Origin of the sequence: Gemmobacter sp., from assembly GCF_016792925.1 — a bacterium.
Classification (GTDB): domain Bacteria; phylum Pseudomonadota; class Alphaproteobacteria; order Rhodobacterales; family Rhodobacteraceae; genus Gemmobacter.
Genome location: NZ_JAEULU010000264.1, coordinates 17,285 through 36,041 on the forward strand (window position 1 = coordinate 17,285; position 18,757 = coordinate 36,041).

Annotated in this window: 15 protein-coding genes and 2 tRNA genes; 8 read left to right on the forward strand and 9 right to left on the reverse strand. The window is 66.4% G+C overall.

Annotated elements, in window-relative coordinates:
- Positions 1-17: 17 nt before the first annotated feature.
- The 6 genes from JNN06_RS12635 to JNN06_RS12660 all read right to left on the reverse strand — a co-directional run bounded on the left by JNN06_RS12635 (position 18) and on the right by JNN06_RS12660 (position 3,746).
- A complete protein-coding gene (locus JNN06_RS12635) occupies positions 18-917 on the reverse strand; it encodes a metal ABC transporter permease (protein WP_291239948.1) in 900 nt (299 codons plus the stop codon).
- A complete protein-coding gene (locus JNN06_RS12640; RefSeq protein WP_291239949.1) occupies positions 914-1,789 on the reverse strand; it encodes a metal ABC transporter permease in 876 nt (291 codons plus the stop codon). The genes JNN06_RS12635 and JNN06_RS12640 overlap by 4 nt, the downstream gene beginning before the upstream one ends.
- On the reverse strand, positions 1,786-2,505 hold the full coding sequence (locus JNN06_RS12645) for a metal ABC transporter ATP-binding protein (RefSeq protein WP_291239950.1): 720 nt from the start codon (positions 2,503-2,505) through the stop codon (positions 1,786-1,788). Before JNN06_RS12645 ends, JNN06_RS12640 begins: the two co-directional genes overlap by 4 nt.
- Positions 2,502-3,428 carry a zinc ABC transporter substrate-binding protein gene (locus JNN06_RS12650; protein WP_291239964.1) on the reverse strand — a complete coding sequence of 309 codons (927 nt, stop codon included), beginning with the start codon at positions 3,426-3,428 and terminating at the stop codon, positions 2,502-2,504. Before JNN06_RS12650 ends, JNN06_RS12645 begins: the two co-directional genes overlap by 4 nt.
- A gap of 149 nt (positions 3,429-3,577) precedes the next feature.
- Positions 3,578-3,652 (reverse strand) — tRNA-Gly (locus JNN06_RS12655).
- Positions 3,653-3,671: 19 nt separating this feature from the next.
- Positions 3,672-3,746, reverse strand: a tRNA-Gly gene (locus JNN06_RS12660).
- Between the two features lie 174 nt (positions 3,747-3,920).
- On the opposite strand from JNN06_RS12660, the gene JNN06_RS12665 reads away from it, so the two are divergent.
- A complete protein-coding gene (locus JNN06_RS12665; protein WP_291239951.1) occupies positions 3,921-4,142 on the forward strand; it encodes a hypothetical protein in 222 nt (73 codons plus the stop codon).
- A 79-nt stretch (positions 4,143-4,221) separates the two neighbouring features.
- Here the strand turns inward: JNN06_RS12665 and JNN06_RS12670 are convergent, their stop codons facing one another.
- A complete protein-coding gene (locus JNN06_RS12670; protein ID WP_291239952.1) occupies positions 4,222-7,662 on the reverse strand; it encodes a pyruvate carboxylase in 3,441 nt (1,146 codons plus the stop codon).
- Positions 7,663-7,913: 251 nt separating this feature from the next.
- Between JNN06_RS12670 and JNN06_RS12675 the strand changes: the two genes are divergently transcribed.
- The gene (locus tag JNN06_RS12675; protein ID WP_291239953.1) at positions 7,914-10,334 is read left to right on the forward strand and encodes an ATP-dependent helicase; all 2,421 of its coding nucleotides are present in this window, start codon (positions 7,914-7,916) and stop codon (positions 10,332-10,334) included.
- Between the two features lie 148 nt (positions 10,335-10,482).
- Here JNN06_RS12675 and JNN06_RS12680 read toward each other — a convergent pair whose 3' ends face one another.
- Positions 10,483-11,646, reverse strand: coding sequence for a benzoate/H(+) symporter BenE family transporter (locus JNN06_RS12680; protein WP_291239954.1), 1,164 nt, complete (start codon positions 11,644-11,646; stop codon positions 10,483-10,485).
- A 522-nt stretch (positions 11,647-12,168) separates the two neighbouring features.
- On the reverse strand, positions 12,169-12,408 hold the full coding sequence (locus JNN06_RS12685; RefSeq protein ID WP_291239955.1) for a DUF1127 domain-containing protein: 240 nt from the start codon (positions 12,406-12,408) through the stop codon (positions 12,169-12,171).
- A 268-nt stretch (positions 12,409-12,676) separates the two neighbouring features.
- On the opposite strand from JNN06_RS12685, the gene JNN06_RS12690 reads away from it, so the two are divergent.
- The 6 genes from JNN06_RS12690 to JNN06_RS12715 form a co-directional block, all read left to right on the forward strand.
- The gene (locus JNN06_RS12690) at positions 12,677-13,750 is read left to right on the forward strand and encodes an Mrp/NBP35 family ATP-binding protein (protein ID WP_291239956.1); all 1,074 of its coding nucleotides are present in this window, start codon (positions 12,677-12,679) and stop codon (positions 13,748-13,750) included.
- Positions 13,751-14,514: 764 nt separating this feature from the next.
- A complete protein-coding gene (gene mraZ / locus JNN06_RS12695; protein WP_291239957.1) occupies positions 14,515-15,036 on the forward strand; it encodes a division/cell wall cluster transcriptional repressor MraZ in 522 nt (173 codons plus the stop codon).
- 3 nt (positions 15,037-15,039) lie between these two features.
- Complete coding sequence (rsmH, locus tag JNN06_RS12700; protein ID WP_291239958.1) at positions 15,040-16,023, forward strand: 16S rRNA (cytosine(1402)-N(4))-methyltransferase RsmH; 984 nt, start codon at positions 15,040-15,042, stop codon at positions 16,021-16,023.
- A complete protein-coding gene (locus JNN06_RS12705) occupies positions 16,024-16,380 on the forward strand; it encodes a cell division protein FtsL (RefSeq protein WP_291239959.1) in 357 nt (118 codons plus the stop codon).
- Entirely contained in the window at positions 16,377-18,227 is a 1,851-nt protein-coding gene (locus tag JNN06_RS12710; RefSeq protein WP_291239960.1) for a penicillin-binding protein 2, read from the forward strand. The genes JNN06_RS12705 and JNN06_RS12710 overlap by 4 nt, the downstream gene beginning before the upstream one ends.
- A gap of 38 nt (positions 18,228-18,265) precedes the next feature.
- The coding region (locus JNN06_RS12715; RefSeq protein WP_291239961.1) for a Mur ligase domain-containing protein at positions 18,266-18,757 on the forward strand (492 nt) is incomplete at its 3' end.

Sequence of the window (18,757 nt, forward strand, 5' to 3'; positions counted from 1 at the left end):
AAGATGAAAGAGCGAGGTCAGCGCTTGTGCCAGAGGGCGGCGGTGGCGAGGATGAGGCCGGAGGTGGTGGCGATCATCCCGGCGGCAGAGACCGAGGCGGGCAGGCCCAGCCAGAGCGGGCCGTAGCCCCCGAGGACATAGCCGATCAGGGCCGAGGCGGCGGCGAAGACCAGCGACAGGGCGACTTGGGGCCCGAGGCGGTGGGTGCAAAGCCGGGCGGCGGCGGGCGGGCAGATCAGCATGGCGATGGTGAGGATGGAGCCGACGGCGGCAAAGGCGGCCACGGCGGCGAGCGTGGCGGCGGCGACGATCCCGGCTGACAACAGGCGCACCGGCAGGCCGAGGCTGCGGGCAAAGCCCTCGTCAAAGGTGAGGATCACCAGCGGGCGCCAGAACAGCCAGCAGAGCGCGGCGAGCAGCGCAAGGGTTGCGGCCATGCGGAACAGCTCGGGCGGCAGGGTGGCGAGGGTGGCGGGGGTGATGAGGGCCGACCAATCGGTCGCGTCGAACCAGATCAGGCTTTCCAGATTGCCATAAAGCGCGTGTTCCACATCCAGATGCACGGCGCCCGCGCCCGACAGCTCTAGCGCCAGCACGCCAAGCGCGAACATGGCGGTGAAGGTGGCGCCCATGGCGACGCCGGGGTCGAGGCGGGCGCTGCGTTGCAACAGCTCGATCAGGGCGGCGGCGGCCAGCGCTGCCAGCGCGGCCCCGGCCATCATCGCGGGGGTGGAGGCGCCGCCGGTGAGCAGGAAGCCCAGCACGATGCCCGGCAGGACGACATGGGAAATAGCATCGCCCAGCAGGGCCTGGCGGCGCAGCAGCAGGAAATTGCCGGGCAGCGCGCAGGCCAGCGCCGCCAGCAGCGCGATCAGCATGGGCGGGGCGGAAAAGGCCAGAAAATCAAGGGCGCTCATGCGCGGCGGCCTTTCGTGAGCGGGATGGAGATCAGGAGGGCCGCGAAGGTCAGCAGCACGATCACCGGGCCGGTGGGCAGATCGGGCAGGGCGGCGGAGAGGCTGGCGCCGACCCAGCCCGCCACCGCGCCGATGGCTCCCGCCAGCAGCGCCATGGTGCCAAGGCGGTGGGTCCACAGCCGGGCGGTGGCGGCGGGGGTGATGAGGAGGGCGACAATCAGGATCAGCCCCACCACTTGCAGCCCCAGCAGCACCACCCCCAGCACCAGCGCCATCAACGCGGCGTCAAACCGGGGCACGTTCAGGCCCATGACATGCGCCGCGCCCTCGTCAAAGGCGATGAGGGCGAGCGGGCGATGCAGCGCCCAGATCGCCAGCAAGACCAGCGCGCCGCCGATGACGATCACCCCCACATCGGCCCGCAGCATCCCTGCGGTGGCGCCGAGCAAAAAGCCCTCCAGCCCCGCCTGTTGCCCGGTGCGCAGACCTTGAATGAGGGTCAGGATCACCACCCCCGCGCCGTAAAAGGTGGAGAGGACGGCGCCGATGGCGGCATCCTGCCCGATCCGCGTGCGGGCGAGGCGCTGCACGGCCCAAAGCCCGGCCAGCGCCGAAAGGGCCGCGCCGAGCATGAGCACGGGCAGGCTGCGCGGCAAGCCAAGCGCGAGGCTGGCCAGAAAGGCAAGGCCGACGCCGGGGAGGGTGGCATGGGCGAGAGCATCCGACATCAGCGCGCGTTTGCGCAAGGTCAGGAAGCTGCCCACCACCCCGGCCACCAGCCCAAGCGCGGCGGCCCCAAGGCAGACCAGCGCGGCATTGGGGCCTGCGCGCAGCGTGAGCGCGGCCCAGATCTCTGGCCAGAGGCTGTTCATGACAGCTGCGGCAAGAGGCCGCCGTAAAGCCGGGCCAAGGCCTCGGGGGTGAAGGTCTCGGCCACTGGGCCTTCGGCCTGCACATGGCGGTTGAGCAGCAGAACCCGGTCGAAATAGGCGGGCACGGTGGCCAGATCGTGATGCACGGCCACCACGCTCCGGCCTTGATCGCGCAGCGATTTCAGCACGGCGATGATGGCGGATTCGGTGGCGGCATCGACGCCGGCAAAGGGCTCGTCCAGCAGGTAGAGGTCGGCATTCTGCGCCAAGGCCCGCGCGAGAAAGACCCGCTGCTGCTGCCCGCCCGACAGCGCGCCGATCTGGCGGCTGGCATAATCGGCCATGCCCACCCGCTCCAGACAGTCCAGCGCGCGGCGGCGATGGCTGAGACGCAGGCGGCCCAGCAAGCCCAGCTCGCGGTAAAGGCCCTGCACCACCACGTCGATGACACGCACCGGGAAATCCCAATCGACACTGGCGCGCTGCGGCACATAGGCGACGCGGGCGCGCATCTCGGCTAGCGGTTTTCCAAAGAAAGCAACGCGGCCCGTGGAGGGGATCAGCCCGAGTGCGGCCTTCAGAAGCGTCGATTTGCCCGCCCCATTGGGGCCGACAATCGCCGTCATCGCGGCGGTTTCAAAGCTGCCACTGGCGTCACGCAGGGCGGGCATATCGCCATATTGGACTTCAAGCCCCTGAAACTCCACCGCTTTCATGCTGAACGCTCCAGTTGCCCGATACGCCCGGCCTCGGGTGCCTGCCCGCCAAGGGCGCGGGCGATGGTGGTGACATTGGCGTCGATCATGCCCAGCCAGGTGCCCTCATAGCTGCCTTCGGGCCCCATCGCGTCGGAGTAAAGCGCGCCACCGATGCGCAGGCTGTGGCCTTTGGCGGCGGCGCCCTCGATCAGCGCGCGCACGGCGCGGTCGGAGACCGAGGTTTCGACAAAGACCGCCGGCACCCGGCGGGCGACCAGCAGATCGACCAGTTCCGCGATGCGCGACAGCCCGGCCTCGCTATTGGTGGAAAGCCCCTGAATTCCTTGCACTTCAAAGCCATAGGCGCGTCCGAAATAGCCAAACGCATCATGGGCGCTGACCAGCAGCCGCGCCTCTGGCGGCACCGAGGCCAAGACCTCGCGGGTATAGCGGTCCAGCGCGGCGATCTCGGTCTGGTAGCCGGGCAGGGCGGTGGCGATCTGCGGTGCAAGGCCGGGCAGGGTGGTGGAGAGCGCGCGGGCGATCTCCTCCACCACCAGCGCCCAAAGCGTCGGGTCCATCCAGACATGGGGGTCAAAGCGGTTGGCGTAATCCTCATGCCCGCGCAGCCGGTCGCGCGGCAGCGCCTCGGCCACGGCGATCACCGGGCGGTTGCGCGCCAGATGCAGCAGAAACTCCTCCATCTGCGCTTCCAGATAGAGGCCATGCCAGAGGACAAGATCGGCACGCGCCAGTTTTGCGATGTCGGACCGGGTCTGGCGATAGCCATGCGGGTCCATCCCCGGCCCCATCAGCGAGGTGACGGGCAGGCCGGTCAGCCGGGCGGCGGCATCGGCGATCATGCCGGTGGTGGCCACGATGGTGGGGCCCGTGGCGCCAAAGGCGGGGGCCGTGACGGCCGAGGCCATCAGCGTCATCATCAGGCGGCGGGTGAGGAAGCTTTGCGTCATATTGGAAAGATTATGAGAACCATTCGCAAAGTCAATGGATTTGAGAATGGTTCGCAAAAATGTGAGGCGCCCAAATGCGAAAAGGCGGCCCGAAGGCCGCCTTTTTCGATGGTTCCGATTGGAGCGGGCGATGAGATTCGAACTCACGACCCTAACCTTGGCAAGGTTATGCTCTACCCCTGAGCTACGCCCGCACTCCGTTTCGGTCCAGACTGGAGCGGGCGATGAGATTCGAACTCACGACCCTAACCTTGGCAAGGTTATGCTCTACCCCTGAGCTACGCCCGCGCTGCCAGTCTTGGTGAGGGCGGATTTAGTCGGATGCCACGGGGGCCGCAAGGGGAAAAACGCGGGGCGAGGCGAAAATTTTTCGTCGGGCCGGGATTTGCCGGGTTCTGGCAAGGCAAAGTTAAGACTTGCGGCGCAATCTGGGCACAGAACCCGAAGCGAAAGGCACATACCATGCCGATATCCTTGATCCTGCTGGGCTTTCTGGTGCCGCTGATGTCGCTGGCCCTGCTGCGCATGGCGCGGCAGCGTCACGGGGCGGCGCTGGAAACAGGCCGGGTGCGCCGGAGAGCGCGGGCTCTGCCGCGGGCGCGGGCAGAGGTGGCGGAGGCCATCTTGCGGCGGCGTCAGCACAGGCGGGCCGTGCTGCACCGGGTTCTGCATCCTCCGCCCTGAACCGGCCGAGCATACCCTTTGCTGCCATGCAACAGGGCGCCCGAAGGCGCCCTGAAGCCGAGATTTAGGCCAGTGCAGGTTATTCCAGCTCGACCAGCAGGTCTTTGGCGTCGATCTGGCTGCCCGCATGCACATGCAGCGCCTTGACGGTGGCCTCGCGGTCGACATGCAGACCGGTTTCCATCTTCATGGCCTCGATGGTCAGCAACAGATCGCCCGCGCGCACCTTTTGGCCGACCGTCACCGCCACACTGGCGATGGAGCCCGGCATCGGCGCGCCGACATGGTTCGGGTTGCCCTCGGCGGCTTTCGGCTTGGCGGCGGTTTTCGCTTTCACCGCCCGGTTCGGCACCCGGATGACCCGGGGCTGGCCGTTCAGCTCGAAGAACACTTTCACCTCGCCGTCATCGGTGGTTTCGCCCACGGCTTGCAGGCGGATTTCCAGCGTCTTGCCCGGGTCGATTTCGGCGGTGATCTCCTCGCCCGATTCCATCCCGTAAAAGAAGGTGCGGGTGGGCAGGGTGCGGACCGGCCCGTAAAGGCGGTGACGGCCCATATAGTCGAGGAAGACCTTGGGATACATCAGATAGCCGTTCAGATCCTCGTCATCGACGGCAAAGCCGTTCAGCTCGGCCGAAAGCCTGGCGCGGGTTTCCTCCAGATCCACCGGGGCCATGCCGGCGCCGGGGCGGGTGGTCAGGGCGGTTTCGCCCTTCAACACCTTTTTCTGGATCGCCGCAGGCCAGCCGCCATGCGGTTGGCCCAGATTGCCCTTGAGCATATCGGCCACCGAATCGGGGAAGGCCACATCCACGGCCGGGTCTTCAACCTGCGCGCGGCTGAGGTTCTGCGCCACCATCATCAGCGCCATGTCGCCCACCACCTTGGAGGACGGCGTGACCTTCACGATGTCGCCGAACATCTGGTTGGCATCGGCATAGGCCTGCGCCACCTCGGGCCAACGCTCTTCCAGACCCAGGCTGCGGGCCTGTGCCTTGAGGTTGGTGAACTGGCCGCCGGGCATCTCGTGCAGGTAGACCTCGGAGGCGGGCGCCGCGAGGCCGGATTCAAAGGCGGCATATTGCGCCCGGACCTGCTCCCAATAGTTGGAAATTTCGCGCACGGCGGCAATATCAAGGCCGGTGTCGCGATCGGTATGGCGCAGCGCTTCGACGATGGAGCCGAGGCAGGGCTGCGAGGTGCCGCCCGAAAACGCATCCATCGCCGCATCCACCGCATCCACCCCGGCCTCGCAGGCGGCCAGCACCGTGGCCCCGGCAATCCCGCTGGTGTCATGGGTGTGGAAGTGGATCGGCAGGCCGACCTCCTGTTTCAGGGTTTTCACCAGCAGCCGCGCCTGCGCCGGTTTCAGCAGCCCCGCCATATCCTTGAGCCCAAGGATATGCGCCCCCGCCGATTTCAGCTCGCGCGCGCGTTCAACATAGTATTTCAGGTCATATTTGCTGCGCGCCGGATCGAGAATGTCGCCGGTATAGCAGATTGTGCCCTCGCAGACCTTGCCCGCCTCGACCACGGCATCCATGGCGACGCGCATGTTTTCGACCCAGTTCAGGCTGTCGAACACGCGGAACACATCCACCCCGGTCTCGGCGGCCTGTTTCACGAAGGCCTGCACCACATTGTCGGGATAGTTGGTATAGCCCACGCCATTGGAGGCGCGCAGCAGCATCTGGGTCATCAGGTTCGGCATCGCGGCGCGCAGGTCGCGCAGGCGCTGCCACGGGCATTCCTGCAAGAAGCGGTAAGCCACGTCGAAAGTGGCGCCGCCCCAGCATTCGACGCTGAACAGCTGCGGCAGGTTGGCGGCATAGCTGGGCGCCACGCGGATCATGTCGATCGAGCGCATGCGAGTGGCCAAGAGCGACTGGTGGCCATCGCGCATGGTGGTGTCGGTCAGCAGCACCTTGGTCTGCGCCTTCATCCAGTCGGCCACGGCCTGCGGGCCCTTCTGCTCCAGCAGGTTGCGGGTGCCATAGCCCATCTCGGCGCGCGGCGCCGGGGCTTTGGGTGCGCGCGCCTCTGCAGGCGGCAGCGGGCGGCCTGCGGTCTCGGGGTGCCCGTTCACCGTGATGTCGGCGATATAGGTCAGGATCTTGGTCGCCCGGTCGCGCCGCTTTTTGAAGTCGAACAAGGCGGGCGTCGTGTCGATGAACTTGGTGGTGTAGGTGTCATCGAGGAAGGTCGGGTGCTTCAACAGGTTGATCGCAAAGTCGATATTCGTGCTGACGCCGCGGATGCGGAACTCGCGCAGCGCGCGGGTCATGCGGGCAATCGCCAGATCGGGCGTCTGCGCCCAGGCGGTGACCTTCACCAGCAGCGAGTCGTAATAGCGGGTGATGACCGCGCCCGCATAGGCCGTGCCGCCATCCAGACGGATGCCGTTGCCGGTGGCCGAACGATAGGCGGTGATCCGGCCGTAATCGGGGATGAAGTTGTTTTGCGGGTCTTCCGTCGTGACGCGGCATTGCAGCGCATGGCCCATCAGGCGCACATCGGCCTGCGATTTTGCCCCCGTCGCCTCGGCCAGCGTGGCGCCTTCGGCGATGCGGATCTGCGCCTGCACGATGTCGATGCCGGTCACCTGTTCGGTGACGGTATGTTCCACCTGCACGCGGGGGTTCACCTCGATGAAGTAGAACTTGCCGTCATCCATATCCATCAGGAATTCGACGGTGCCCGCGCATTCGTAATTCACATGGGCGCAGATCTTGCGGCCCAGCTCGCAGATCTCGGCGCGCTGCGCATCGGTCAGGTAGGGGGCGGGGGCGCGTTCGACGACCTTCTGGTTGCGGCGCTGCACGGTGCAATCACGCTCGTAGAGGTGGTAGATCTCGCCATGCTTGTCGCCGAGGATCTGCACCTCGACATGGCGGGCGCGCAGGATCATCTTTTCCAGATAGCCCTCGCCATTGCCAAAGGCAGCCTCGGCCTCGCGGCGGCCCTCCAGCACCTTGGCCTCCAGCTCCTCGGGGCCCATGATCGGGCGCATGCCGCGCCCGCCGCCGCCCCAGCTGGCCTTGAGCATCAAGGGATAGCCGATTTCGGCGGCCTCGGCCTTGATGGCGTCAAAATCGCTGCCCAGCACTTCGGTCGCCGGAATGACCGGCACGCCGGCCTGAATCGCCACGCGGCGGGCCGAGGCCTTGTCGCCAAGCGCGCGCATCGTCTCGGCCTTCGGCCCAATGAAGGTGATGCCATTGGCGGCGCAGGCCTCGACGAAATCGGGGTTCTCCGACAGCAGGCCATAGCCGGGATGGATGGCATCGGCCCCGGCCAGTTTTGCCACGCGGATGATTTCCGGGATCGAGAGATAGGCGCCCACCGGCGAGAGGCCCTGACCGATCAGATAGGCCTCGTCCGCCTTGAAGCGATGCAGCGAGAGCTTGTCTTCCTCGGCATAGACCGCCACGGTTTTCTTGCCCATCTCGTTGGCGGCGCGCATCACGCGGATGGCGATTTCGCCGCGATTGGCGATCAGGATCTTGCGGAACTCGGTCATGGCTGGCCCCCGGCAGGAAGGTGGTTCAGAATTCGCGCCACTCTAGGGGTGCTGCGATGCAGCGCAAGGGCGGGAAGCGTCATTTTGCGAAGTTTTGCGAAATATGCAGGCAGAATTTGCAGCTGCAAAGCCTGTTAGCGGAAACAGTTAAGTTAGCGCTAACATTTTGGGCGATCTGGAAAGACGGCTTGCGAACATAGCGCGAACGCACGGGCTTTCCCTCGGGCCATGGATCGTCTATCCTGCCGGGCATGACCGGCTATGACGATTCATTCGATGAAGAGGGCGCCTTCGCGGCGGCCGTTCCCCTGTCGCAGCGCGCCATGGCCGCGCGGCCGCAGCCCTATCTGGACGACCTGAACCCGGCGCAGCGCGCGGCGGTGCTGGCGGTGGACGGGGCGGTTCTGATGCTGGCGGGGGCGGGCACCGGCAAGACCAAGGCGCTCACCTCGCGCATCGTGCATCTGCTGTCGATCGGAAAGGCGCGGCCAAACGAGATTCTGGCGGTGACCTTCACCAACAAGGCCGCGCGCGAGATGAAGGATCGGGTCGCGCGCATGCTGGGGCAGGTGGAGGGGATGCCCTGGATGGGCACCTTCCACTCGATCAGCGTGAAGATCCTGCGCCGCCATGCCGAGCTGGTGGGGCTGAAATCCAATTTCACCATTCTGGACACCGACGACCAGCTGCGCCTGATGAAACAGCTGATCGTGGCGGCGAATATGGATGAAAAGCGCTGGCCCGCCCGGGCGCTGGCCAGCCTGATCGACCATTGGAAGAACCGGGCCTGGACGCCGGACAAGGTGCCGTCATCGGAGGCGGGTGGCTTCAACAATCGCGGCACCGAACTTTATGACCAGTATCAGGAGCGGTTGCGCAGCCTGAATGCCTGCGATTTCGGCGACCTGCTGCTGCATTGCGTCACCATCTTTCAGACGCACCCGGATGTGTTGGAGCAATACCAGCGCTGGCTGCGCTATATTCTGGTGGACGAATACCAGGACACCAACGTGGCGCAATATCTGTGGCTGCGCCTGCTCGCGCAGGGGCATCGCAACATCTGCTGCGTGGGCGATGACGACCAGTCGATCTATGGCTGGCGCGGCGCCGAGGTCGGCAATATCCTGCGGTTTGAAAAGGATTTTCCGGGCGCCGAGGTGGTGCGGCTGGAGCAGAATTACCGCTCGACCGAACATATTCTGGCGGCGGCCTCCGGGGTGATTGCGGGCAATTCCGACCGACTGGGCAAGACGCTGTGGACCGAGGCCAAGGGCGGCGAGAAGGTGCGCCTGATCGGCCATTGGGATGGCGAGGAGGAGGCGCGCTGGATCGGCGACGAGATCGAGGCCCTGCAACGCGGCGGGCGGCGCGATCCGGTGGGGCTGAACGATCAGGCCATTCTGGTGCGCGCCAGCCATCAGATGCGCGCCTTCGAGGATCGCTTCCTGACCATCGGCCTGCCCTACCGGGTGATCGGCGGGCCAAGGTTCTATGAACGCTTGGAGATCCGCGATGCCATGGCCTATTTCCGGCTGGCGGTCTCGCCCGATGATGATCTGGCCTTTGAACGGGTGGTGAACACGCCGAAGCGCGGGCTGGGCGACAAGGCGCAGGCGGAAATTCAAAAGACGGCGCGCGCCTCGGGGATCAGCCTGCTGGAAGGCGCGCGCGAGCTGCTGGCGCGCGGCGGCATTGGCGGCAAGGGCGCCGGGCAGCTGCGCGGCTTTGTCGACGGGGTGGATCGCTGGCACGCCGCGATCCTGAACGCGCGGCCCGAACTGGCCGATGCGGTGCTTGAACCCATGGTGCCCGACGCCGCGCCGCCCAGCGATATGGGCCATGTGCGGCTGGCCGAGGTGATCCTGGAGGAATCGGGCTACATCTCGATGTGGCAGAATGACAAAACGCCGGAGGCGCCGGGGCGTCTGGAAAACCTCAAGGAACTGGTGAAGGCGCTGGAGCAATTCGACAGCCTGCAAGGCTTTCTCGAACATGTCTCGCTGATCATGGAGAACGACACCGAAGAGGCGGCGGAAAAGGTCACCATCATGACCCTGCACGGCGCCAAGGGGCTGGAATTTCCGGTGGTCTTCCTGCCGGGCTGGGAGGACGGGCTGTTCCCCAGCCAGCGCAGCATGGATGAAAGCGGCAAGAAGGGCCTGGAGGAGGAGCGGCGGCTGGCCTATGTCGGCATCACAAGGGCCGAGCGGCTTTGCACCATCAGCTTTGCCTCCAACCGCCGGGTTTACGGCCAATGGCAAAGCCAGCTGCCCTCGCGCTTCATCGACGAATTGCCGGTGCGCCATGTCGATGTGCTGACCATGCCGGGCCTGCAAGGCGGCTATGCCACCGCCAGCTTCGGCGCCAGTCAGGTGGAGGAACGCGCGACCAAGGCCGATGTCTATAACTCGCCCGGCTGGCGGCGGTTGCAAGACCGCAGCACGACCCGCCCGGTGGCGCAACCGCGCGAGAGCCGCGGCCCGGTGATCGACCTGACGGCCGTGTCGCGCTACACCGAAGGCGACCGGGTGTTCCACCAGAAATTCGGCTATGGCGAGGTGCTGGGGATCGAGGGCGACAAGCTGGAGATCGCCTTTGACAAGGCCGGGGTGAAACATGTGGTGGCCAGCTTCATCAGCCCCGCCCATGAGGCCGACGACCTGCCGTTCTGAGCGTCGTAAAGAAAGGGGGCGCTCGCGCCCCCTCGGGCCTTTGGCCCTCACCCCCTGAGGATATTTTTGAACAGAAAATGAAGAGCTGTGGCGCTTTTTCTACATTTTCTGTTCAAAAATATCCTCGGGGGTGAATTGAGCCGCAGGCTCAAGAGGGGGCAGACAGCCCCCTGTCTTTCCAGCGGTCCAGCAGGTGAAAGGTCAGCCCGGCGATGAGCCCCCAGAAGGCGGCACCGATGCCAAGCGCGGGCGTGCCGGAGGCCGTGACGGCGAGGGTGATGGCGGCGGGAAAGCGGGTGGCGGGGGCGGTGAAGGCCCCGGCGGCCGCGCCCATGAAGGGGCCGAGCAGGGCCAGCGCCACGATGGCGGTGATGAGTTCGGGCGGCACGGCGGCCAGCAGGCTCAGGATCAGGGGGCTGGCGAGGCCCAGGGCAACCCAGACCCCGGCATAGACCAGCCCCACCACCCAGCGGCGTTTGCGGTCGGGATGCACATCATCGCCAAGGCAGATGGCGGCGGTGATGGCGGCCATTGAAATCGTATGGGCGCCAAACAGCCCGATCAGCGCCGAAATCCCGCCGGTGGTGAGCAGCCCGGCCTGCACCGGCGGCTCGTATCCGGCGGCGCGGATGGTGGCGAAGCCGGGCAGGTTTTGCGAGGCCATGGTGACCAGGTAAAGCGGCAGGGCCAGGCCGATTATCACGCCGGGGTTGAACGCGGGCGGGATGAATTCCAGATGCGGCAGCGGCAGGGCAAGGGGCGGCAGATGCGCAAGGCCTGCGGCGAAGGCCGCCGCGAGGCCAAGCGCCAGCGCAGCCAGCACGGCGAGGGCGGGGTTTTTCAGCCGCACCAGCGCGAAAGCCGCGATCACCGGCAGGATGAGCGCGGGCAGCGCCGACGCGGCGGCGGGGAGTTTCAGGCAGAAGGGCAGCAGCACGCCCGCCAGCATCCCCGCCGCGATTCCGTCGGGGATCAGCGCGACCACGCGGCCCAAGGGCTTTACCGCGCCGGTCAGCGCCACCAATGCGCCGGCCAGCACGAAGGCCCCCACACCCTCGGCCATCGAAATCCCCTCGGTCGCGGCGATCAGCGCGGCGCCAGGGGTGGACCAGGCCAGCACCACCGGCACTTTGGCCCGCCAGCTGAGGAAGGCCGAGCCCGCCGCCTTGCCCAGGCAGATCGCCAGCACCCAGCTGGCCGTCTGGCCCGGCGTGGCGCCAAGGGCGGCGGCGGCGGCCAACACCAGCGCAATGGTGGAGCCATAGCCCACAAGGGCAGCCACAAGGGCGGCAGAGATCAATGAGGCAGGCATCAGGCGGCTCCGGCTGGGGATGCGCGACCTTCGCCGGGGCGGCCTCTGGATGCAAGAGGGGGTTTTCAAACGGAAAACGGCGACGCCCAGGGAGGAGGAGGGGCGCCGCCGTTCCGAAATCGGCTGCCCAGGGAGGAGGAGGGGCAGCGTTTCTGGTTGCGGCCCTCCAGGGAGGAGGAGGGAGGGACCGCAGGTCTCCGAGGCCCAGGGAGGAGGAGGGGCCAGGGAAGCTGTGTCGAGGCCCGGAGGCCCCGGAAGAGGGAGGCGGCGACCCCAGGGAGGAGGAGGGGGCCGCCGCAGAACCCAAGGCCCAGGGAGGAGGAAGGGCCGAGGATCACGGTTGGGCCTGTGAGGCCCGGAAAGGGTTGCGACGATCCCAGGGAGGAGGAGGGGACCGCCGCGATCGCATCAGACCCGGGAGGAGGTGGGTCTTGCGATGGTTCGGCGACCCCGGGGAGGAGGAAGGGATCGCCGCTGTCTTGACCGGCCAGGGAGGAGGAGAGGCCGGTCCAGATGGTTAACTCATTTGCCGTAGGCGGCTTCCAGCGCCATGCGGCGGATTTGCGACCGGTGGATCCCCAGATCCGCCAGATCCTTGTCTGCCAGCGCGCGCAGTTCCTGCACGGTCTGGCGGTAGATGGCGCGGCGAGCCATGGCGGTGCGCAGGGTCTCCAGCACCGCGGCGAAGCGGTCGCCAAAAGCCGGTTGGGCGGCGCGGGTGGTGTTCACGAAAGCCATTGTCGTCAGCCTTGCCTTGATCATCTGTGTCTTTGCGCCGGCAGCCTTTGGGTCGGCCTTGGCGCTGTTGAAACAAAGATGGGGCAATTGCTGCGCTTGCACAATCCGACTTCGCCGCATTGCGGCTATGCGCTAACCGCATGGCTTGTCGGCATAATCCTGCACAGCCTGAGGCAGATTGCCGGAAATTTGAGCAAATGGTCAAGCGGCTTTGTCGCGGGGGCGGCGGGCCGCACGCTCTTGCCCTTTCCCGCGTCATGCACAAGTCTGGCGCAGCGTTCAGGAGGCGAAGATGGATATCACCCGCGAAACGGTTCTTCAGGCATTGGCCCGCATCGCGCTGCCCGGCGGCGGCGATCTGGTGGGGCGCGATCTGATTCGGGCGCTGCGGATCGAGGGCGGGGCGGTGAGTTTCGTGATCGAGGCCGCCACACCCGAGGAGGCCCGCGCCCTGGCGCCGGTGCAGGCCCAGGCCGAGGCCGCCTTGCGCGCTCTGCCGGGGGTGGAAAAGGTGCAGGCGGTGATGACCGCGCATGGCCCGGCGCCCAAGGCGCCCGCGCCCAGCCTGAAGATCGGCGGTCATCCGACGCCGCAGCAGGGCGGGCCGAAGCGGGTGAGCGGCATTGACCGCATCATCGCCATCGGCTCGGGCAAGGGCGGGGTGGGCAAATCCACCGTCAGCTCGAACCTCGCGGTGGCCTTGGCGCGGCAGGGGCGCCGCGTGGGTTTGCTGGATGCCGATATCTATGGCCCCAGCCAGCCGCGCATGATGGGTGTGAACAGGCGCCCGGCCAGCCCCGATGGCAAGACCATCATCCCCTTGCAGGCGCATGGGGTGACGGTGATGTCGATCGGCTTCATGCTGAAAGAGGATGAGGCGGTGATCTGGCGCGGCCCGATGTTGATGGGGGCCTTGCAGCAACTGATCGAGCAGGTGGCCTGGGGCGAGCTGGACATTCTGCTGATCGACCTGCCGCCCGGCACCGGGGATATTCAGCTGACGCTGGCGCAGCGCTTTGCCCTGACCGGGGCGATCGTGGTCTCCACCCCGCAGGATGTGGCGATGCTGGATGCCCGCAAGGCGTTGGATATGTTCGGCAAGCTGAAGACTCCGGTGCTGGGGCTGGTGGAGAATATGTCCACTTATATATGCCCCAATTGCGGGCATGAGGCGCATCTGTTCGGACATGGCGGTGTGGCGGCAGAGGCGGCGAAGATCGGCGTGCCGTTCTTGGGCGAGCTGCCTTTGGACATCGAAACCCGGCTGGCGGGCGATGCGGGCACGCCGATTGCGGCGGGCGAGGGGGCGATGGCCGAGGCCTATGCGCGGCTGGCGCGGCGGCTGGTCGAGGGCGGCATGGCCTGAGGCTTTCGGCACATCCGGAATGGCAAGACGCCCGGTCCGCAAGGCCCGGGCGTTTTGCATGCCGGGCGGGTGGGAAACCATGGGTCCGGGAAACCATGGGACAGCTGCCCCGGAACGGCATGGAATCTGATGGGATTGAGCGGGGTGATCCGAATCACCAGACCTCACGCGGGCGTGATTTCGGTGCGGGAATTCATGGAATCCGGCTGAATCCGGCAGTTCCTCCGCCTTTTCCGCAGCTTGCAGCCCGTCGTTCAGGTAAGGATCGGGATTTTATGGTCTGCGCCGGGCGAAAAATCTGCCCACTAGATATGGTGGTTCACGAAAGCGTGTTTCGCCACAGTTTGCTGGAAATGCAGGAGCCCCACCCCCATATCCTGTGTTGAGGCCCTGCGTGACACAGGATCTGCCCGGTTTTGCCCAAAGAAAACCGTTGCCTCCCATGATTTCCCATGCCATTCATTACTCACCGGATGACGACGGGAATGAAAACAAGGGGCGAACAAGACCCCACAGGCGAAAAGCAGGTTTCATACAGGCCCCGCAACGTCATCCAGCCAAAAACCGATGCGCAAGCGAGCAGACATCTCCCCCAGGTGGCAAGCGCAGGCGGTTCGACCCAGAGATGGGACAGTCGGCGGATCGGGCAGTGGCAGCCGCTCGGTCCGCCGTTTTCATTCTGGGACCAAAGATTCTGGGACCAAAGATTTCAAGACCTTGGCGGGGGCCAGGGGCACAGTAACCGACCGGGACAGGACAGCACCGTGTCAGAGGCGTTCAGAGGCGAGTTCAGCCAGAAGGTTGACGGGAAGGCGCGGGTCTCGATCCCGGCGCCTTTTCGGCGCGTTCTGGAAGCGGGCGACCCGACCTTTGACGGCAGCCGTCCCAAGTTCGTGATGGTTTACGGTGGCGGCACGGCCCGCCAGTTCGTCGAATGCTACACGCTGGCCGAGATGAAGCGCCTTGAGGCACGCATCCGCCGCATGCCGCCCGGCACCGCGCAGCGCAAGGCGCTGGAGCGCAACTTCATCACCCTGTCGCAGACGGTCGAGGTCGATGAGGATGGCCGCATCGTGCTGCCGCCCAAGGTGCGCGAAAAGGTCGGCCTGACGGCGGAAGCCCTGAAAGACAGCGCCGAGGCGGTGTTTGCCGGCACGCTGGAGACATTCCAGATCTGGCGCAGCAGCGATTACGAGGCCGAGATGGCCGCGCAGGAAGAGGTGGACCTTGACCTGCCAGAGGGCGCGGACCTGCTGTCGCTGCTGCCCTTCGACGCCGAGGACTGAGGCATGGAGACCGGCGCACCGCATATCCCGGTGCTTTTGCGGCCCTTGCTGGCAGCCTGCGCGCCCGTGTCGGGGCGCTGGCTGGATGGCACTTTCGGGGCAGGGGGCTATGCCAGGGGCCTGCTGGCGGCGGGGGCCGATCACGTCACCGGCGTGGACCGCGATCCCCTCGCCTTGCAGATGGCTGCGGCCTGGGCGGGCGAGTATGGCGACCGGCTGAGCCTTGTGGCGGGCAATTTCTCGGGTCTTGATACCTATGCCGGGATGCTGGATGGCATCGTGCTGGATCTGGGCGTGTCGTCCATGCAGCTGGATCAGGCCGAGCGCGGCTTTTCCTTCCAGAAGGATGGCCCGCTGGACATGCGGATGAGCCAGGCGGGCCTTTCCGCCGCCGATCTGGTGAACGAGACCGAGGAAGCGACGCTCGCGGATATTCTGTATCTTTATGGCGAGGAACGCGCCTCGCGCCGCATCGCCCATGCGATCGTGACGGCCCGCGCGCAGGGGCCCATCACCACCACGCTGAGGCTGGCCGAGATCGTGGCGCGCTGCCTGCCGCGCCCGAAGCCGGGCCAAAGCCACCCGGCCACGCGCAGCTTTCAGGCCATCCGCATCGCGGTGAACACCGAATTTGACGAGCTGGCCGAAGGGCTTGCCGCCGCCGAACGCGCGTTGAAACCGGGCGGCAAGCTGGCGGTGGTGACCTTCCACAGTCTTGAGGACCGCATCGTGAAGCGGTTCTTCCAGACCCGCGCGACCGAACAGCAGAGCAACCGCTATGCGCCCTCGGCGCAAGGCCCGGCGCATAGTTTTGCGCTGGCCACCAAACGCGCCATCGGCCCCGACGAGCAAGAGCTGGCGGAAAACCCGCGCTCGCGTTCGGCCAAGCTGCGCGTCGGCATCCGCACCGAGGCCCCGGCGCACAAGCTGGATCTGGCGGCGCTGGATGTGCCGCAACTGCAACGCCGGAAGGGAGGGCGCAAGTAAATGCGGGCGCTGATCTATCTGCTGACCTTCTCTGCCGTCATCGCCTCGGGCTTCTGGGCTTACCGCGAGAATTACGCCACCCAGCAGGCGCTGAAAGACGTGTCCAAGCTGAACAGCGAGATCGCCGATCTGCGCGAGGCGCTGTCGATCCAGCGCGCCGAATGGGCCTATCTGAACCGGCCCGACCGGCTGCGCGAACTGTCCACCATCAACTTTGACCGGCTGGGCCTTTTGCCGCTGGAGCCGGAGCAATTCGGCCTGTCCAGCCAGATCGCCTATCCGCAGCCCGACCTGGCGCTGCCCGCGCTGGACGGGGTGGTGGATGTGTCCAATCAGGAAGGGGGGCAAGTGCCATGACTGCCTATCTGCCCGACGACGAGCAGTTTGCCGATGGTTTCGATGCTGAACCGGCCGCGCGCACCCCGCTGCGGCCGCTTGCGCGAATCCTGAAGGCGCGCGAAACCGGCGAGAACCCCGATTCCATCGAGCGCGAGAACCTGCGCGCCCGCCATGAGGTCATGCGCGAGAAATCGCGCCGCCGCTCGGAAGGGCGGCTGCTGTTTCTGGGGCTGGCCTTCTTTGCCGCCTTCACGGTGATCGGCGGGCGGATGGGCTTGCTGGCGGCCTCCGAGCCGATGGAGCCGCGCTCTGCCGCGCCCGGCGCGCCGATCCTTGCGCAGCGGGCCGACATCACCGACCGCAATGGCCGCGTGCTGGCCACCAATCTGGTGACCCATGCGCTATATGCGCAGCCCAAGGATATGGTTGATCCGGTGCGCGTGGCCCGGGAACTGGCGGTGATCTTCCCCGATCTGAAGGAGGAAGATCTGGCGCGCCGCCTGACCGATGGCCGCAGCTTCCTGTGGATCAAGAAGAAACTCAGCCCCGAGCAGATGCAGAAGGTGCATGAGATCGGCGATCCCGGCCTGTTGTTCGGCCCGCGCGAGATGCGGCTTTATCCCAATGGGCGGCTGGCCGCGCATGTGCTGGGCGGGGCGAGCTTTGGCGCCGAGGGCGTGGCTTCGGCCGAGGTGATCGGCACGGCGGGGCTGGAGAAATTCCTCGATGCCCGCCTGCGCGACCCGGCCCAGGCCGCCGATCCGCTGGCGCTGTCGATCGACCTGACGGTGCAGGCCACGGTCACCGAAGTGCTGGATACCGGCATGAAGATGATGAACGCCAAAGGCGCCGCCGCCATCATGATGGATGTGCGCACCGGCGAGATCATCAGCCTTGTGTCGCTGCCCGATTTCGACCCGAATGACCGCCCGAACCCGCTGGTCAAGGGCGACCCCGCCGACAGCCCGCTGTTCAACCGCGCAGTGCAGGGCGTCTACGAGCTGGGTTCGACCTTCAAGATTTTCGCCGCCGCGCAGGCGATGGAGATGGGGCTGGTGGGGCCCGATACCATGGTCGATGCCAATGCGCCGATGATCTGGGGCAAGCACAAGATCAAGGAGTTTCAGGGAAAGAACTATGGCCCGCTGCTGTCGGTCAGCGATGTCATCGCCAAATCCTCCAATGTGGGCACGGCGCATATCGCGCTGATGGTGGGCGGCAAAAGCCAGCAGGCCTTCCTGAAATCGCTGGGCTTCTTTGAGCCCAGCCCCATCGAAATGGTGGAGGCGCGCAGCTCCAAGCCGCTGATCCCGGCGAAATGGCCCGATATTGTGACCATCACCGCCTCTTACGGCCACGGTCTCAGCGCCAGCCCGATGCATCTGGCCTCGGCCTATGCCACGATTGCCAATGGCGGCATCGCGGTGCAGCCCACGTTGCTGCGCCGCACCAGCGCGCCCGAGGGCACGCGGCTGCTGAAAGAGGAGGTGGCGCGCGCCTCGGTCGCCATGCTGCGTGGCGTGGTGGAACATGGCACGGCCTCTTACGCCAAGGTGAAGGGCTATGCCATCGCGGGCAAGACCGGCACCGCCGACAAGCCCAAGCGGACGGGGGGCTATTACAAGGACAAGGTGATCAACACCTTCGCCAGCGTGTTCCCGGCAGAAGACCCGCGCTATGTGCTGGTGGTGACTCTGGACGAGCCGGTGGATACCAGCGGGTCAGAGCCGCGCCGCACCGCCGGCTATACCGCCGTGCCGGTCGCCGCCGAAGTGGTGCGCCGCACCGCGCCGTTGCTGGGTCTGCGCCCCGAGATTGCACTTCCTGCCGCGAATGCGGTAACAGCTGTCAGCCAGAACAACTGATAAAGGGCCGCGCGGGCCGTCGCGCGGTTTTGGGACAGATGAGCGACAAAGCCGCCAGCCTTGCCGAATTGGGCCTGACCGCAAAGGCCGGGCGCGAGGCCCGGATCACCGGATTGGCCGTGGACAGCCGGGCGGTGCAGCCCGGCTTCCTGTTTGCGGCGCTGCCGGGGGTGAAGGTTCACGGCGCCACATTCGCCGCGCAGGTGATCGAGGCGGGGGCCGTCGCGATCCTGACCGATGCGGCCGGCGCGGCGCTGATGGGCGATCTGGCCGAGCGCGTGGCGCTGGTGGTGGCCGAGGAGCCGCGCGCCGCGCTGTCGATGGCGGCGGCGCTGTGGTTTGGCCGCCAGCCCGCCACCATGGTCGCCGTCACCGGCACCAATGGCAAGACCAGCGTGGCCACCTTCACCCGGCAGATCTGGATGGGGCTTGGCCATGCCGCCATCAATATCGGCACCACCGGGGTAGAGGGCGCCTGGGCCGCACCTTCGGCCCATACCACGCCGGACCCGACCACCCTGCACCGGATG

What these genes read in the sequence shown, in the direction of transcription:
- JNN06_RS12635 (WP_291239948.1), bottom strand. Translation starts at nt 917, where the DNA reads ATGAGCGCCCTTGATTTTCTGGCCTTTTCCGCCCCGCCCATGCTGATC.
- JNN06_RS12640 (WP_291239949.1), bottom strand. Translation starts at nt 1,789, where the DNA reads ATGAACAGCCTCTGGCCAGAGATCTGGGCCGCGCTCACGCTGCGCGCA.
- JNN06_RS12645 (WP_291239950.1), bottom strand. Translation starts at nt 2,505, where the DNA reads ATGAAAGCGGTGGAGTTTCAGGGGCTTGAAGTCCAATATGGCGATATG.
- JNN06_RS12650 (WP_291239964.1), bottom strand. Translation starts at nt 3,428, where the DNA reads ATGATGACGCTGATGGCCTCGGCCGTCACGGCCCCCGCCTTTGGCGCC.
- JNN06_RS12665 (WP_291239951.1), top strand. Translation starts at nt 3,921, where the DNA reads ATGCCGATATCCTTGATCCTGCTGGGCTTTCTGGTGCCGCTGATGTCG.
- JNN06_RS12670 (WP_291239952.1), bottom strand. Translation starts at nt 7,662, where the DNA reads ATGACCGAGTTCCGCAAGATCCTGATCGCCAATCGCGGCGAAATCGCC.
- JNN06_RS12675 (WP_291239953.1), top strand. Translation starts at nt 7,914, where the DNA reads ATGACCGGCTATGACGATTCATTCGATGAAGAGGGCGCCTTCGCGGCG.
- JNN06_RS12680 (WP_291239954.1), bottom strand. Translation starts at nt 11,646, where the DNA reads ATGCCTGCCTCATTGATCTCTGCCGCCCTTGTGGCTGCCCTTGTGGGC.
- JNN06_RS12685 (WP_291239955.1), bottom strand. Translation starts at nt 12,408, where the DNA reads ATGATCAAGGCAAGGCTGACGACAATGGCTTTCGTGAACACCACCCGC.
- JNN06_RS12690 (WP_291239956.1), top strand. Translation starts at nt 12,677, where the DNA reads ATGGATATCACCCGCGAAACGGTTCTTCAGGCATTGGCCCGCATCGCG.
- rsmH (WP_291239958.1), top strand. Translation starts at nt 15,040, where the DNA reads ATGGAGACCGGCGCACCGCATATCCCGGTGCTTTTGCGGCCCTTGCTG.
- JNN06_RS12705 (WP_291239959.1), top strand. Translation starts at nt 16,024, where the DNA reads ATGCGGGCGCTGATCTATCTGCTGACCTTCTCTGCCGTCATCGCCTCG.
- JNN06_RS12710 (WP_291239960.1), top strand. Translation starts at nt 16,377, where the DNA reads ATGACTGCCTATCTGCCCGACGACGAGCAGTTTGCCGATGGTTTCGAT.